The organism is secondary endosymbiont of Heteropsylla cubana, from assembly GCF_000287355.1.
In the GTDB taxonomy this organism is placed as follows: Bacteria; Pseudomonadota; Gammaproteobacteria; order Enterobacterales; family Enterobacteriaceae.
In genome coordinates this window covers 76,925-94,981 of record NC_018420.1, presented here as the reverse complement: position 1 = coordinate 94,981, position 18,057 = coordinate 76,925, and the positions used below count along the sequence as shown (strand labels likewise).

Genomic DNA, 18,057 nt, shown 5'->3' with positions numbered 1-18,057 from the left:
TCTTTAACTATACAAATATAGATTTTAAACAAAATAAATAGTGTATTTAACATTATTGTTTCATTTAAAGAATGGAATTGTTGTAGAGGATGTTTAGATGAAAACAGAGTTATAGATGAAATTGTATTTTATATTCAAATAAAGCCATTTTCTTAATAAGAGGAAAGATAGTTATTGTTTTTTTTGCTTAAGAAAAAACTATTGTGATATTATGATCATCTCTTATTTCATTCTATTTTATGAAGCATTGAAATAACTTTTCACATGTCTACTTATATTTTAGCTCTTGATACTACAACTGAAGCTTGTTCTGTTGCATTGATGTGCAACAAGGATGTCCTTCTAGAAAATTTTATTGTTTCTCCAGGTGAGCATACAATACATATTTTATCAATGATAGATAGCTTACTAGCAAAAGCGGAGATAAACCTAAGAAAAATAGATGCTTTAGCATTCGGATGTGGTCCTGGTAGTTTTACCGGTATTCGTATAGGATTGGGAATTGCTCAAGGTCTTGCTTTGGGGGCGAATCTTCCCCTTTTAAGCATATCTACGCTTACTGTCTTAGCAGAGGGAGCTTGGCGAAAAACAGGAATTAGTCGAGTATTAACAGCTATTGATGCACGTATGGGAGAAGTTTATTGGGCTACCTATCAGCGCCATGGATCTATGTGGATAGGAAAAGAGCATGAATTGGTCGTAAAAAGTGAAGATGTACAGTCGTTGGAATCACATTTGTCAGGTTGTTGGGCTACCGCAGGAACAGGATGGAAGACTTATCCGAAACTCCTTCATCATAAAGGATTAGAACTAATACCTGGAAATGCTTTACTACCTAACGCTCGAGATATGTTACCGCTTGCTTTAGATTCTTATCGTGATAATAAAGCGCAACATGTATCAGTTGCTAAACCTACCTATTTGCGTAATAAAGTGGCATCAAAGATCGTTTAGAAAGCAGTTGATTCATCCATGCAAATATTAAGTATACAATTAAAGTAATCTAAATTAAAATGTCATGAAACTCAAAATTAGACTTTCACCTGATTTTGTTTTTTATTTTTTTTTTTGTAAAAATATATCTATATTATAGATCTATGAATTCATAAAATATCTATAAATAATAAAATAGCTATTTGATTAACATATTGGTTATTTTTTTTGTTGGTGTTTAAAAAATTTTATATTTTATATAAAAATACTATTTTTAATTTTTCTGTATTAGGAAATTATTTACTTAAAAATATGTTGTTTAAAACTAGAAATATTATGTTGTAAATGATTTGAAAAAAAACGTCTTGAGCGGAGCTACTGATTCAGTATTGACAATAATCAACATCACTTTGTTTTTACTATCGAAAAATAATTTTTTTGCAATTCTTAATTATTAAATTTAATCATTAATTTAATTAACATGATTTTATAAATTTATAGAGAGTTAAATATTAATATATTTTTTATAAATAAAAAATAAAATATTATATAATGTATGTTATATAATATATGACGAAAAGATAAAGTGAGGATGTCATCCTATCTGTTTATGTATCTTATTTTTATATCTCTTTATTGCATTGTCAATTTTTCAATTACAATTTATGATTTTTATATAAAATATAATTTTATAATTTATTAGCTAAAGATATTCTCTACTATCTTTATTGATTATTAATGAGTTATGTATGTTTTAAGCTTTTTATTTAATTATTTATACAGTCACTTGATTTTTTTAAAAAAAAGCATAAGAAATAAATATATAATTCATTAAAACAATCTACCATCGAGTTTTTAGTGAATAGTAAAAGATATCAGTGTTTTCTGTATTTATTAAAAATATAATAATTTTTGTATTATATGTATAATATATTTTATCGTATTAATATAAGCAATGTATTATATAATTTTTTTTGTTTTTTTTGCTTCTTATATACTTATGAAGTATAACAAGAGTCATATAACTATAAATATATAAATTTTTAATTGAAATGATTAATAATTGTATTAAATTATCTGAAAAAAATTAAAAATTTTTTTTTGACCACCCTAATTTTAAATTGAGCACTTTAAAATAATTGTAATCATCAGGATGAATTAAATTAAGATAGTAATTACTGCGACGAATACAAATTTCTTCGTTATCCACTATCGGCACAGTTATCTGACTGTCACAGCTAATTTTTAAATCTGGTAGTAGTTTAGGAAATTTTAGCTGTATTGTGCTGTTACCGTTAATTACGAGTGGTCGAGAGGACAGGGTGTGGGGAAACATCGGAATCAATGCAATAGCATCTACTAGCGGCGTCAGTATTGGTCCACCCGCAGACAAAGAATACGCCGTAGACCCTGTTGGCGTGGCAATAATTAATCCATCAGAACGCTGAGAAAATGCAAATATATCATCAATATATACTTCAAATTCGATCATGTGTGCAACTTTTCCTGAATGAAGTACGATTTCATTAATTGCGCTACTTAAGTGAGGAGGCACGTTTTGACGACATACCTTAACTTCTAGTAAAAAACGTTTTTCACTTCGAAAGTGACCTAAAAGTACATTAGATAATTGATTTAGCGCAGAATCAGGATCGAGGTCAGTTAAAAATCCAAGATTTCCGCGGTTGATACCAATGACTTTAATGTTATATTTTGCTAGAATACGCGTAGCACCTAACATATTTCCATCGCCGCCAACAACGATAGCTAGATCTGCTTGTTGTCCAATATCCAATAAACTACCAGTTGTAGCTTGATGTAAAGCTAAAGCGCGGGCGATACGATGCTCTACGATAACATCGTAACCTTTATTGTTCAGCCAATGATATAGCATCTCATGCATATCCAGTTTATTAGGATGACGTGGATAGCCAACAATGCCGATAATGCGAAAAGTGTTAGCCATTTATTTGGTAACCCCGGCTATCTATTAGATTGTTTTTGGAAGAATGGTACAGGTGTTTGTTTGGTTTATTTATTATTTTATAAAATATTTTTGATTAAAATTTTTTAATTATAATTATTTTATTAAATGATTCTTTTATATGCAAAATAATCATTTAATAAAAGTAAGTTATAATATTTTTAGTTAGTTGAAAATAGAGATTGTGTTGTTTATATAAAGTTATTTAGCATATTTATAAGATTTTTTTTGATTAATTGTTAATCATTAAAATTAATCTCTACTTATTGCGTATATTTATTGAGAATAAAATATTTTTTTATGATAATTTGAAATAATAAGTTTTCTATAAATTTATTAAAGGTAGATAATAATAGATTTTTTAAAAAATATATTTATCAATCAATTCAATTTTAACGAATTAATTAACATGGTATCTAACTAGACTGTTTGTTCAGAATTTAGTTAATTAATTTTATATATTTATATAAATACATTAATTTTGATTTTATTAAATTAAAATAAAGATAGATTTTTTTATAATTAAAGTTAAATTTATCTTTTTTTATTAAAATTAATTTGTAAATACTTGAAAAGTAAATAAAAACTAACTAGGATGCTTTTATCTGATCTTTTGTATATCTTATCAAAATAATAATTCATCATTTTATATGGGTTATTTTTTTTATAAGGTTTTTTTAAATTTATTTTTATTGAAAACAAGTTTTATAAGTCTAAATATTTTTATAGTATAATTATACTATTTAATATTATCGTATTTTACATCAATACGCTTAATATTATGATGATTTATGAAATTACATGTTAGTCTATCAAAATATAATAGTTTTATAAATTTTAATTAACTTATAAAAGATCTTTCAAAAAACACACTAAGATAGTAATGTTGTGTGATTAATGGGAAGATTATTAGCGCCATTTATAATAAATATATTTAAAATACATACTGTGTCGATATATTTTTTTTAGTGGAGGGTGAGATATAATTCGTGGAACAAGATTTTTTATATCCATTAATTTTATGAAAGATTTATTGAACCTCTCAGTATTTTATAGGTTGTTTTAGAAGTATTAGTTTTTCTATTATTTTTTTACTCTTGCCGATCTAGTGAAATTAACTATTTCATAAAATTGCTTAATTTTATGAACGTCATAATATAATTAAATTATTCATTTTAAATAATAGTGATTTAAGTCGTATTGTAATAAAAATATGTTAAGTTTTATACTTGTGTTTATTACGAAAGAATTAAAGTAAAGTATTTTTGGTATAAAAATAATATAAAAAATATAAGTATTTCATAGGTTATGAATAAAAAGTGCGTTTCTCACACAGCTATTAACAATATAAATAAATTTATATCTGATCTCTGCTACTTAAGGTGTGTTGGACTTCACTCTTTGAAATAAAGTGATTATTACAACCTAGCAAAAAATATTTTTATTATTTTTATATAATAATTTTTAGTAATCATAAAACTAGTTAATTTTATTTCTTCGAACTGTTTCGTTTTTCGTTATTTTTTAATACCTCAATGGTTAATACGCAAATAATGCTTAAAGAGCACGATAAAAAAGTTCCTAAGATCCAATAAAAATACCACATAGTTTTATTTTTCCTTCAGTTAATATAAAGAATGTGTATTCTTTTGAATATATTGTGTAGTTATACGACCAAGCATTTTGTAATAACACCAAATAGTATAAAAGAGTACTATTGGCATAAAAATGATTGTGATGATAGCCATGATTTTTAGTGTTTGCAAGCTGGAGGTTGCATCCCATATAGTTAAGCTTCCATTTGGCATTGTAGTTGATGGGATGATAAATGGAAAAAGCGTAATTCCCGCAGTAAGAATAATGAATGTTAAGCTTAAAGAAGAGCTAACAAAAGCAGAAACACCGCGACAAGAACGGCTAAAAGTAATTGTAAATAACGGTAAAATCATACCAAGTGCTGGAACGATCCACAAAATTTTATTAGATTGATAATTACTTAGCCACGCTCCGATTTGATATGTCACTTCTTTTTTTAGTGGGTTTGAACACGCATTTCGATCAATTACGGAAGTAATGGTAAAACCTTCGATATAGTAGATTACTAAAATGCTCGCTAATAAAAACGTTACTATTGTAATTAGGCTAGTATACTGCGTAATAATTCGCATCCGCATTTGTAAATTTCCGGTTGTACGTATTTGCAGATAAGAGGCACCTTGTGTTACAAACATCGATAGGCTGACAACTCCTAACAGAAGACTAAATGGATTTAGCATTTGAAAAAAATAACCATTGTAATATATATGACAATACTCGTCTATATAAAATGGTATGCCTTGTAATAGATTGCCAAATATAACCCCAATAAGTACTGGAGAAACAATACTTCCAATAAAAATTCCCCAATCCCAAAGATTTCTCCAGTAAGAGTTGTTAATTTTTGATCGATAGTCGAAACCTACTGGGCGAAAAAATAGCGATGTTAATATTAGAATCATTGCAGTGTAAAAACTAGAAAATGCTGTTGCATAAACTATGGGCCAGGCAGCAAAGAGTGCTCCACCTGTAGCAATAAGCCAGACCTGATTACCATCCCAGTGCGGAGCGATAGTATTTATCATGATTCGGCGTTCGATATCGTTGCGACCAAAAAGACGCATTAATATACCGACACCCATATCAAATCCATTGGTGATCGCGAATCCGATGAGCAGTAGACCAATAACCACCCACCAGAAAACACGTAATAGCTCATAACTAAACATAAGTTATTATTCTCTCTATAAAGCGTTGTTTTTTAAAGAAATTTGAGATCTTTCAAAATGATACTTTCCAGTTTTTAGACTGCTGGGGCCGAGTCGTGCAAATTTAAACATAAGATAGATTTCAATTATAAAAAATAAGGTATAGAGTGTGCAAATTAAAAACATAGAAAATAAAACATCTCTAGAAGTTAAGTTTGAGTGAGCAAAAAAAGTTGGTAGAATATCACTAATAGCCCAGGGTTGGCGTCCATATTCGGATATAAACCAGCCAGATTCAATAGCAATCCATGGTAAGGGTATTGCATAAAGCGTTATTCGATATAACCAGGTGGTTTTACCGATACGGTTTTTTAGTACGTTCAAAAAACAGGCAGAAATTAGTACTAACATCAATATACCGCAACCTACCATGATTCGAAAAGAAAAATATAGTGGTGCTACGCGTGGTATAGAATCTCTTACTGCTTGACGAATTTGTTCCTCACTAGCCTTTGTGATGTCATTTATATATTTTTTAAGCAGAAAACCATGACCAAGATCTTTCTTATGATGATTGAAATCCTTTTTAAGGTCGGGGTCACTGCTTCCTTTTCGTAATTCTTTAAGAAGGCTATAAGCCTTTATTCCACTACGAATACGTAGTTCATGTTGTAACATCAAATCTTTAATACCAACAACTTGACGATCAGTAGATCGTGTTGCAATAATACCGAGCATGTATGGGATGCGAATAGCATAGCGATTGGTTTCTTCTTCCTGGTTTGGAAATCCGAACAAAGTCAGAGAAGCTGGTGCTGGTTCGGTATTCCATTCAGCTTCGATAGCAGCTAGTTTGGTTTTTTGTATACGACCCATCTCGTAACCGGATTCATCTCCTAAAAGAATAACAGAGATAATAGATACCATACCGAAAGAAGCAGCGATTGCGAAAGAACGTTTAGCGAATGGAATATCCTGTTTTTTTAACAAATAATAGGAACTAATACCGAGAATAAACATAGCTCCAGTACAGTATCCTGCAGTTACAGTATGGACAAACTTTACCTGTGCAACTGGATTTAGGAGAAGATCCACTAGGTTGGTCATTTCCATTCGCATAGTTTCGTAATTAAAATCAGAGGCAATTGGGTTTTGCATCCAGGCATTGGCTACAAGGATCCAGAGAGCAGATAAATTAGAACCGAGTGCAACAAGCCAGGTAACTGCCATATGCTGTACTTTTCCTAGGCGTTCCCAACCAAAAAAGAAAAGTCCGACGAAAGTTGATTCTAAAAAAAACGCCATTAACCCTTCAACGGCCAACGGTGCACCAAAAATATCCCCGACATAATGGGAAAAGTATGACCAATTGGTTCCAAATTGGAACTCCATAGTAAGACCGGTAGCTATACCAAGAGCAAAGTTGATTGCAAACAACTTTCCCCAAAATTGAGTCATATCTTTATAAATCTGTTTACCAGACAGAACGTACACTGTTTCCATAATAGCTAGTAAAAAGGCCATACCTAACGTGAGGGGGACAAATATAAAATGGTACATTGCTGTTATAGCAAACTGTAATCGAGATAATTCGACGACATCAAACATGATAACTCCTCGCTTTTCTTGTAGGAAAAACTTTACATGCTTCGATACGATTATTTTCGTGAAACTTTTTTAGTCGATTAGCATGACTTTACTAAAATATAACAGTTATAAACCTTGCCTGACTATTTAGTGTTAGTATATTATAGATGTTGTAAGTATATATTCAATAAATCAATATTAGTTAAAATTCGACTTTAGTTGTTTTCATTATACTATAAGTTCTGAAGTTTTTTAATAAATATATTTTTTTTAGTTTTTATATTAATATGATCTACATTTAAACAAATTTAGCTTTAATTAATTAAAATTCATTGTTCGCAATGTATTAAGTGGCTAATTATTAGATTATATTTTTAAAAAAATTATAATTGTGGTTAATGAGAGTTGTAGATAGAAAATGTTAAAAATAAATTTTGATTCAAAGTAACCACTTAACTGTGGTGAGCTATTATGGTGTGAGTTAATGCATTAAAAACTATTGAATTAGCTATAATTTGTTTATAGATCAATAGGCTTTTGTTGTCTAAATAAAAATTTTACATTCAATGTGTTTCACACTTAAAGTGTTTTAAATAATATTTTTTAATAACCTTTAGCTAATATTATTAACCTATTAATTTTCAAATGATTTATTAACTTTACTCGTCGCGTTTACATCATGTATTTTAAATATGGCAGTATAGTTTTCGCAATAATTGAACAAACCAAATAAATTAAATAATATACTCTAAATTAAGTCAATTATCTTGTTAGTCGTTGAGATGTTTGAATGAGCATTTAAGGATTAAATATAATTTATGTTTTTGAACCTAATATTAAGTGTATGTTTTCTGTGATGCTTTAATTATAATTAAAAATCTTAAGTTATAAGAATAATTATCATGCGATCTTTCCGTAATGTTTTTGAGTACTCTGACCTTTTTCTCGTAAATTAAAATAGGTTTTTAGCTTTTACGGTGATTCATGGTAGTAATAAATATCAGGATATAATATTAAATATTTATTATATATGTAAGATATTAATACGGTTTAAATTTAAATTGCGCGCAACAAAAAAAAAGTAAGATTAATTTTGATGAAAAAATCTGCAAAATCGGTAATAATAGCTCATTTAGATTGAATTATGAGCTAGAATAATCAAAATTTAGTTAGTTGCCAATTGATTTAAAATAACGTAAATTTAAGAAAAATTTATATTACTATAAACGATATATTTTTATATGTTTTTTCTTTAGAAAATTTAAAGTGTGTTTTTACAGAAAATATTTAAGAGCAGACTTAGTGGATATGATGTTTATAATTGGTTTTACCGTAATTTGATATACAAGATACAAGAGTGATAAATATCTTGTTTGTGATATCTGCTTATCTACAATTTACATATGCGGGTATTTTTTTCTCATTAACCCTCTTTCTTTATTTTTTTCGATTAGCATGATGTGTAGTTTTGAAGTAAATGGAGATTACTTTTCTTAACAGAAGGTATTTAATTGCCTGTTTAGATCGAATTAATTTAGAGTATGGAAAAGCACTTATGGATCTTCGTAAGATAAAAAAACTAATTGAAATAGTTGAAGAATCTAGCATTTCTGAGTTAGAAATTTCGGAAGGTGAAGAGTTAGTTCGTATAAGTCGATCTATGAAGCAATCTGTGTGTTCGATGATGCAAAATACTTATGATATTACTTCATCCACTAAAAAACAATCGGTTATTACGCCAGCTATAGAAGAGCCTACTGAGGTGCGGTTAAGTATGAGTGGGCATCTAGTACGTTCACCAATGGTAGGAATATTTTATCGCACTCAAAATCCGGGTGGAAAACCTTTCATCGAGGTTGAGCAGAAAGTCAATGTTGGTGATACCCTTTGTATTGTTGAAGCAATGAAAATGATGAATAAAATTGAATCAGATAAAGCCGGGGTAGTAAAAGCTATCCTGATTGAAAATGGTCAACCGGTTGAATTTGATGAGCCACTGGTCGTCATTGAATAACGGGGCATTAAATGTTAGATAAAATTCTAATAGCAAATCGCGGTGAAATTGCATTGCGTATTCTTCGTGCTTGCAAGGAACTTGGTATCAAAACTGTAGCAGTACATTCTACTGCTGATCGTGATCTAAAACATGTGTTGTTAGCCGATGAGGCAATTTGTATAGGTCCCCCGCCATCGATAAAGAGTTATCTAAATATTCCTGCTATTATCTCTGCTGCCGAAATAACGGGATCCGTTGCCATTCATGCAGGATATGGATTTCTATCTGAAAATGCTGATTTTGCTGAACAAGTAGAACGATCAGGTTTTATTTTTATTGGGCCTCTTCCGGAAACCATTAGGCTTCTTGGTGATAAAATTTCTGCTATTAATGCGATGAAGAAAGTTGGTATCCCATGTATTCCTGGCTCTGATGGACCAATCGCGGAAGATATAGATATTAACCGTGCTATTGCTAATCGTATTGGATACCCAGTAATTATTAAAGCTTCTGGGGGTGGTGGGGGGCGTGGAATGCGGGTAGTGCGTACTGAAAAAGAACTAGAACAATCAATTCATATGACTCGAATTGAATCTCGTGCTTTGTACAATACCGATACAGTGTATATAGAGAAGTTTTTAGAGAATCCACGTCATATTGAGATGCAGGTATTAGCTGATAATCAAGGAAATGTATTACATCTTGCTGAACGCGACTGTTCTATGCAGCGCCGTCATCAGAAAATCGTAGAAGAAGCTCCAGCTTTTGGTGTTTGCGAAGAACTGCGATATTTTATTGGAGAATTATGTGCAAAAGCTTGCATGGAAATAGGATATCGGGGTGCGGGAACCTTTGAATTTCTTTATGAACATGGCGAGTTCTTTTTTATTGAAATGAATCCTCGTATTCAAGTTGAGCATCCAGTCACGGAGATGATTACGAGGATTGATCTTATTAAAGAGCAGTTGCGTATTGCTTCTGGAATTCCCATTTCATTAACACAAGATGAAGTTATAGTGTTAGGTCATGCAATTGAATGTCGTATTAATGCGGAGGATCCCATTACTTTTTTACCAAGTTCGGGAAAAATAACTCGTTTTCATGCACCAGGCGGTTTGGGTGTGCGTTGGGAATCGCATATTTATGCTGGTTATTCAGTGTCGCCTTATTATGATTCTATGATTGGTAAGTTAATTTGTTTTGGAGAAACTCGTGAAGTGGCTATTGCAAAGATGAAAAATGCACTATCGGAGCTTATTATCGACGGTATTAAAACTAATATTAATCTACAATTGAAAATTATAAATGATCAGTATTTTCGGCAGGGTGGCACTAACATCCATTATCTTGAAAAAAAGCTTGGAATACAGAAACCTACTGCTAAAGAGTAGGTTTGTCTGATGTATTGCAAATAGATTAACATTGATAACAACTTACTTTATATTAGAATTTCAATTAAAATTAATTATAGATGTTATTCTTTTTTTTAAAAATACAATTAAAGTGTAATTTAAAAAAATATGTTGATATGAAAAAAATAATTTTTAAAAGTATGGTTGATGTTTAAAACAATTTTTCTATTAAAATCGTTGATTGAATTTCTGTTAATTGGTAAATAAAAATATTTTTAGTTTATTATGCTTGATAAGCATTAATTTGACTAACATTGATATTTTAATTGTATTTATAAGATTTTTCTATAGTAATTATTATTACATAATTTTTTCTAATAGCGGTTATATACCTTTTCATTGAATTTAATAGTGTTATGTTAAATGTGTAATTTACGGTCATGTTTATTTTCTGTATAAGTGAACCTAATCTTAAGAACAATATTTTTTTATTGTCTATTCATATTGATCAAAATAAAAAAATGTAAAATTTATTATAGACTAATTTAATAAAGTTTAATTATATAAATTGCAAAGTAATTTACTTTTATTAAAAATATTACATTATAAGTTATATAAATAAATACTTTTATAAATTAAATAATCTTCTACGTTTGTAGAATTTGTTGATTGTTATATGTTAATAGGTTTTGTGAGTGAAAGAATAAAGGTATATTCCATGGATATTTTTTCATAGCGTTGAAATCGTCCAATTTTTCCACTATGCCCTGAGTTAAGATCACTGCATAGCAATAAAAGGTTATTGTTTGTTTTTAATTCGCGTAATTTAGCAACCCATTTCGCTGGTTCCCAATATTGCACTTGTGAATCATATAATCCTGTAGTTACTAGTAAATTCGGATATTGTTGTGCAGATACTTTATCGTAAGGACTATATTGTAGAATATAACGATAAAAAGCTTTATTGTTTGGATTTCCCCATTCTTCATATTCACTAGTAGTTAATGGAATAGATTCGTCTAGCATAGTTGTAAGAACGTCTACAAAAGGAACTTGCGCTATAACTCCTTTAAACAAGTTTGGTTCTAAATTAATAACTGCACCTATTAATAGACCACCAGCACTTCCACCCACACCAAAAGTTTGTGTGGAATCCCCATATCCATGCTGTAAGAGACCTTGGGTAGCGTCTATGAAATCATTAAATGAATTTATTTTTTTTAATAATTTTCCATCTTCGTACCATTCTTTTCCCAGTTCTCCCCCCCCTCGAGTATGAATGATGGCATATATAAAACCTCGATCGAGTAAACTAATTCGACTCGCGCTAAAGCTTGCTTCTAGACTAACACCGTATGAACCGTATCCATAAACTATTAAAGGATTAGTTCCAGATTTAAATAAGTTTTTCCGATAAACAAGCGATACTGGTATTTTTATTCCATCACGTGCCGTGATCCAAAGACGTTCACTATGGTAATCTGTTTGTTTAAAGTTATTAATTTGAGTTTGTTTGAGTACTTTATGTATACCTGTATTAAGATTCATCTCTAATAAGGTTGTTGGAGTAGTCATGGAGGAGTAACCGTAGCGTACATATATACTTTCAGGGTCAGGATTATAATCTAGCCAGGCTACGTAGGTAGGATCTTTAAATGGAACATATTTTTCTTCACCACTTGATAGGTTGATATAATGTAAATGAATTAATCCCAAATGATGTTCTTCCAAGACAATCCATTCTCGGAATAACGTAACGCTTTCCAACACTACGGTTTTTTTTCCTGAAATTACTTGTTTCCAGTTTTTTTCATCATTATTTTTGCTACGATAGAGAGAAAAATTCTTATGATCTCGATTTGAGAGGACATAGAATTGATTTTGATAATGGTCTAAAGAATATTCGTGATTATGGCGTCTCACTAGAAAAGGTTTCGGTGTCGATTGGAGGTTATCATTATCTATCAATAGAATTTCAGTAGATGTTGTTTTGCTAAGCACAATTAATATATAGCGCTCGGAGGTAGTTTTATGAAGATTAATACAAAAGCTATGATCTCGTTCTTCATAAATAAGTACATCTTGCGTAGTTGGAGTGCCTAAGACATGGCGCCATACTTGATAGGGTAGTAAAGTCTTTTTGTCGTTTTTAACGAAATAAAGGATATAGGATTTATTGCTCCATTTGCAAGAAGAGGATGCGTATTCAATTACTTCGGGAAACCAAGAATTATTTGTTAAATCTTTAAAGCGCAGTTCGTAGAGGCGACGAGATAAAAAATCTTCTGCTATTGCCATAATTTTATTATCGGAAGTAATTTCTAAAGCACCCATATGGTAAAATTTACTTTGAGTTGATCTGTGGTTACCATCAATTAGTATTTCCCAGGAATCTTCTAATGTACTTTTTACAGGTTGACGAGTATAGATAGGATATTCATTCCCCTTGTTATAGAGGGTTTGATAACGATAGCCATATTGAACATAAGGGACAGATTTATCTTCTGCTGCAATGCGTCCTATCATTTCTTCTAACAATTGATCCTGTAATACTTTATATTGAGCAAGTATATTTTTAGCATAATTATTTTCTTGTTTAAGATAATTTAACACGTCAGAAGATTTGCGTTTATCATCACGTAACCAATAATAATTGTCTATACGAGTATCACCGTGTAATGTTAAGGAATACGGCCTTTTTTTTGCTTTTGGTGGTGAGGTCATATAATAACTCCTTATTAATTAATTCTTTTAGCAAAAATATAGATAAAGAGATAAAGATATTTTATACATTAACTAGTTTACACTTTTAGTGTAATTTAACCTTTATCGTCAATTTCAAAGAAACTCTAAGAAGATAGAACTAGAATAGCGCTTTAATATCCTAAAGAATTAAATTAATATAAATAATCTTTTCTTTTGTTTTACAATAAAGCTACTTTTAGATCATATTGTTTACTTTATAGAAATATTGCATATTTTTTAATATTATTTATAGGAGTTACGATTAATTGTATATTTTTAATTTTTTTACAAAAAGTACATAATTTAATAATGAAATAAAGTTAAAAAAAACAAAAATTATTTTATTAATAATATAAATCTATAACAGAAAAAAATGTTTAATAATATTCAAAATTTATTATAACAACATGAATGTAAAAAAATTATATTCTAATCTAATATGTACTAGTTGAGTGTTTATACTTTAACCTTAGAAAGGTTTTTCTATTGAAATGACGCACATATTTAGATTTTTTATACTGCAACTATTGGTCCGATTTGATTTAATTTTCTTCAAAACGAATAGATTGTTTGCTAATGTAATATTCAATAAAAAAGTAGTGATAATGTAGTAATAATTTACGATTATTTACGGTTTTTATGTAGATGCTGATCTAATAAAATTCTAGTCTTTTTTAGAAACAACTTAAGAAGTGTCAAAGTGTAATTTTATAAGATAAAAATTGTGGGTAGAATAACATTCTAAAGTCTGTAATAGATATTCCGTGATTGGGATTATCTATCCTAATTTACTTTATTTTTTAATTTAAACAAACAAGTATTGTCACCTCATGCTACAGTTGGTTTAGGTTTTTTTTGTATAATAAGGAATGATTTAAATATAATATTATTTATTATAATATAAAATTTTATCTAGTTAGAAGTTCAAGATACAAATTCCTTTATTTTGTTGTGAAGTAGAGCTTGATATTAGTTAGTTTAACATTTTTTATGACTTGTAAGGTGAAAGTGATTTATTTTATAAATATAAACAAAGTTAACAAATACATTTTCTTGTTTAATTAATTTAAAAATATATATTTTAATTAAGACATTATTTATCGAACACTGTCAAGGTTTTCAAATTATCACTTGAATCTAATAAACGTTATAGTAAAAAAGATAAAATATTTTATAAAAAATCGTTAGGACTATTGAATAATATTTAGTTTAGCTAGTAATTTTTACTAATAGATATATTACTGTTTAATAAATAAGGTTTATGTTGTCAGTTGATGTTTTATAACATATTGTAATAGTAGTTAATTTTTAAATTTATTTTTAAGATATGGAAATAATTATGATCCGTAGCATGACTGCTTTTACTCGGCGTGAGATAAAATGTAATTGGGGAAGAGCAGTTTTGGAATTACGATCTTTAAACCAACGGTATCTTCACCTCAGCATCTTTTTATCAGAACAATTCCGTGATTTGGAAAAAAATATCCGAGAACGTATCTGTTGTCGTCTTACCAGAGGTAAAGTGGAATTTAACCTCCGTTGTTACTTGAATCCCACTATAAAAAATACGGTGTTTTTCAATAAGAAATTTGCACAACAGATAATAAAATCTATAGCCCTCTTAAAAAGACATAGCAGTAAAACAAAGACAGATATTATGTCTATTTTGTGTTATCCTGGCGTTATGTTACATGCTGAAGAGCAAGGTTTCGAATTCATTCGCGCTGATTTGCTATCTGCTGTTGACGTGACGATTGAGGATTTTATAAGAACTAGAGAAGATGAAGGTAGTGTATTATGTGAATTAATTAAGCAACGACTTACAAGCATTAAAGCCGTTTTGCTTAAGATTTATGAGAAGATTATGGAAATATTAGATTGGGAACGTAATAGATTTATTAATAAGATATTATCTTTAAATATGCAACTAAAGAGTGATAGTTTAGAGAAAGAAATAGTAAAAATGGCATATACAACAGATTTTTTAGAAGAGATGAATCGATTAAATTATTATTTAAAACTAACTTATTTTATTTTAAATCAAAAAGGGGCAATAGGTCGTTATTTAGATTTTGTCTTTCAGGAATTTAGTCGTACTGTAAACTCACTAGCTTTAATATTTATTAGTCCTATCATTGCAAAAAGGTTAATTGAATTAAAAATATTAATTGAACAAATACGTGAGCAGGCTAAAAACCTTGAATGAGATCTCTTGTTTTTTATAAGTACTTTCTATTCTTTTAATAGTTTTATTTTCAATAAAAAGTTTGCTGGTTTGACATGAGTAAGTGATTTTTTAGTCTACTTGAAACTTAATAAATTTTTCTTGATAAGTTTGTTTTAATTATATATAAAATTAAAATTTTTCTATCTATATAATTAAATTTAATTGAATATAATAATATTATTGATATTGTCAGGATTTTTAATATGTTTATTTTTTTAAGTAGCTTTTATATTATTTATAATAAATTATATTAATTTGTTTTTTTATCAATACATTCTGGAACTTATTTAGTCACATTTTAAATTTTAACAAACTTTGAATAAGTAAGAAAAATTATTTCTTAATTAAGAATTAAGAAGGTGATAATCATTATTATATTTTTTTGTGACTAAACTTAAATATCTTATCGTTAAGATAATTTAAATATTTTTAAAATTGAAGTTAATCTTGTTGCGTAAGATATTTACAATATTTTTATATGGAAAAGCAAATGAATCAATATTCATGAGGGGATTTTTAAGAAGATAGTTTTTCACTTAGAGGTCAGCCAGCTTATATCATGGGAATGTAATCCGGTAATTATTCTTAAGTGTTCCTTGTCTTGAGTGTAGTTGATTTCTTAAATATATATAAGAGTATAACTATACTCAAGATTTTTTTTTGAGTAGATTTAAAATGTATTTTTTAAATATTAATAATATTTAGATAAATATAATTTTGTTTAATATCAATTTAAAAATTTTCGTCTTTAGCAACAGCGGACGCAAAAGAAAAGCGTTCATTTGCTTCTTCCCAGTTTACTACATTCCAAAATGCTTTAATGTAATCTGAACGGCAGTTTTGATATTTCAGGTAATAAGCATGCTCCCAGAGATCGAGTCCTATAATTGGATAACCGCAATTTTCTAAAATTATTTTACCCATCAGTGGGTTATCCTGATTACTAGTTGATATAATGTCTAATTTGTTTATTTTTTTTATAAGCCAAGTCCAACCAGAACCAAAATGAGTGGTAGCGATGTGTTCGAATTTTTCTTTAAACGCATTAAAACTACCGAAGTCAGATTGGATGGCATTTTTTAAGTCACCTCTTAAGCAAGTACCCTGTTTTAACCCTTTCCAAAATAAGCTATGATTAGCGTGGCCACCTGCATTATTACGTAGTATTCTTTGTATTTCTATCGGAAATGTATCTATTTTTCTTATGAGCACTTCGACAGGTGGTATGGTGAAATTTGGTATATTTTTTAAGGTGTCATTAGCATTATTGATATAAGTCTGATGATGTTTCGTGTGATGAATTTCCATTGTTTTTTTATCAAAAAATGGCTCCATAGCATCATAGCTATAGGGAAGAGAAGGTAAAGTAAAATACATGTTGATTTTCCATGTTAGTTAAAATTTATTTACAAGTTTATGTTTAAATATATCATAAAAACATGTTGTAGTCATATTAATACCTCTATAATTTCTACGCAAAAAGATCTTAATTAATAGTGTGATTAAACAAATTTAATGAAGATATAGTTTATATTATAAGTTTTAAATAATATCATGTTTTTTGAATTTCTGCTGTTAAAATCTTATCTTTTTATTGAATTATTTAAAGTTAGAAAAATTAGAATGCTTATTTTTAATAAACTTTTTGTTTATTAAATGGAAGATATTTTTATAACAATTAATTAGATGTTATTACATTGTTTAGTATTTTTTAAATATCTTTAATATGTAAAGTAAATTTTGATGTAAAATATTAAATTCCTATCTTGAAATAAGAAAGAGTTAGATTATTTATTTTATGTTATTAAAATAAAAGTTATTTTTTAATCATCTTTGTTTATCGAGTAACATCCTTTAGCTTTTTTTATAAAAACACAAATCACTCAATTTAAATTAAAAATGAGCATCACTTCAGTGTAAACAAAACTACACTTTTAAACATGCAAAGGGAGTTGATTAATCTTTTATAACTTTCTATACAAATAAGCGTGTTCATTAAACACAAATTAGTTTTTTTAAATAAATTATTTTTTTATTTTAACCTTTAATTTAAAATAAAGCGTATTAAGTGTGGTTAATCACTATAATGATTATGATGTCTAGTTGTTTATAGTGAAAACTTTATTTAATAAATATTAAAAGATAAGATGTTTTTATTAAAGATAAACTTTGAATAACAATATAGTATAAATTTACCGATTAATAGAATTTGATTTTTTTTAAAAACAACATTTACAATATAAAAATAAGTAAATTTATTAATAAATATTGATGAGTGGTTTTCTGCAATCCTATGTTATTAATTGTAAATTATTTTGTTGACATTAGAGATGATCGAGATCAAATAAATATTATTTACTAATAAGCACTTTAATGCTTGAATATTTTATATTGATGAATATATTGCTTTTTATTTCGATATTCTATTTATCTATTTATTTAAATAATATTTTTATATTTTTTTAAGAGAATATAAAAGTGCGATAAAC

Annotated in this window: 10 protein-coding genes; 4 read left to right on the top strand and 6 right to left on the bottom strand. The window is 28.3% G+C overall.

Annotated features, from left to right (window positions below; all coding sequences use genetic code 11):
• Nucleotides 1–264: 264 nt before the first annotated feature.
• A complete protein-coding gene (tsaB, locus tag A35E_RS00215; RefSeq protein ID WP_014888666.1) occupies nucleotides 265–954 on the top strand; it encodes a tRNA (adenosine(37)-N6)-threonylcarbamoyltransferase complex dimerization subunit type 1 TsaB in 690 nt (229 codons plus the stop codon).
• A gap of 1,066 nt (nucleotides 955–2,020) precedes the next feature.
• Here tsaB and nadK read toward each other — a convergent pair.
• From nadK to cydA, 4 genes are all read right to left on the bottom strand, one after another.
• Complete coding sequence (nadK, locus tag A35E_RS00210) at nucleotides 2,021–2,899, bottom strand: NAD(+) kinase (protein ID WP_014888665.1); 879 nt, start codon at nucleotides 2,897–2,899, stop codon at nucleotides 2,021–2,023.
• A 1,507-nt stretch (nucleotides 2,900–4,406) separates the two neighbouring features.
• On the bottom strand, nucleotides 4,407–4,523 hold the full coding sequence (gene cydX / locus A35E_RS03030; protein WP_071818281.1) for a cytochrome bd-I oxidase subunit CydX: 117 nt from the start codon (nucleotides 4,521–4,523) through the stop codon (nucleotides 4,407–4,409).
• 19 nt (nucleotides 4,524–4,542) lie between these two features.
• A complete protein-coding gene (gene cydB / locus A35E_RS00205) occupies nucleotides 4,543–5,682 on the bottom strand; it encodes a cytochrome d ubiquinol oxidase subunit II (RefSeq protein ID WP_014888664.1) in 1,140 nt (379 codons plus the stop codon).
• 15 nt (nucleotides 5,683–5,697) lie between these two features.
• Nucleotides 5,698–7,269, bottom strand: a complete 1,572-nt coding sequence (gene cydA / locus A35E_RS00200; protein WP_014888663.1) for a cytochrome ubiquinol oxidase subunit I — start codon at nucleotides 7,267–7,269, stop codon at nucleotides 5,698–5,700.
• Between the two features lie 1,534 nt (nucleotides 7,270–8,803).
• Between cydA and accB the strand changes: the two genes are divergently transcribed.
• Nucleotides 8,804–9,262 (top strand): acetyl-CoA carboxylase biotin carboxyl carrier protein, encoded by a 459-nt coding sequence (gene accB / locus A35E_RS00195; RefSeq protein ID WP_044105062.1) that lies wholly within the window; start codon nucleotides 8,804–8,806, stop codon nucleotides 9,260–9,262.
• An 11-nt stretch (nucleotides 9,263–9,273) separates the two neighbouring features.
• Nucleotides 9,274–10,635 (top strand): acetyl-CoA carboxylase biotin carboxylase subunit, encoded by a 1,362-nt coding sequence (accC, locus tag A35E_RS00190; protein WP_014888661.1) that lies wholly within the window; start codon nucleotides 9,274–9,276, stop codon nucleotides 10,633–10,635.
• A gap of 633 nt (nucleotides 10,636–11,268) precedes the next feature.
• Here the strand turns inward: accC and A35E_RS00185 are convergent.
• On the bottom strand, nucleotides 11,269–13,320 hold the full coding sequence (locus A35E_RS00185) for a S9 family peptidase (RefSeq protein ID WP_014888660.1): 2,052 nt from the start codon (nucleotides 13,318–13,320) through the stop codon (nucleotides 11,269–11,271).
• Between the two features lie 1,360 nt (nucleotides 13,321–14,680).
• Here A35E_RS00185 and A35E_RS00180 point away from each other — a divergent pair.
• Nucleotides 14,681–15,547 (top strand): YicC/YloC family endoribonuclease, encoded by an 867-nt coding sequence (locus A35E_RS00180; RefSeq protein ID WP_014888659.1) that lies wholly within the window; start codon nucleotides 14,681–14,683, stop codon nucleotides 15,545–15,547.
• A 753-nt stretch (nucleotides 15,548–16,300) separates the two neighbouring features.
• On the opposite strand, the gene A35E_RS00175 is transcribed toward A35E_RS00180, so the two are convergent.
• Nucleotides 16,301–16,945: a Fe-Mn family superoxide dismutase gene (locus tag A35E_RS00175; RefSeq protein ID WP_014888658.1), complete on the bottom strand. Its 645-nt coding sequence runs from the start codon at nucleotides 16,943–16,945 to the stop codon at nucleotides 16,301–16,303.
• Nucleotides 16,946–18,057 lie beyond the last annotated feature (1,112 nt).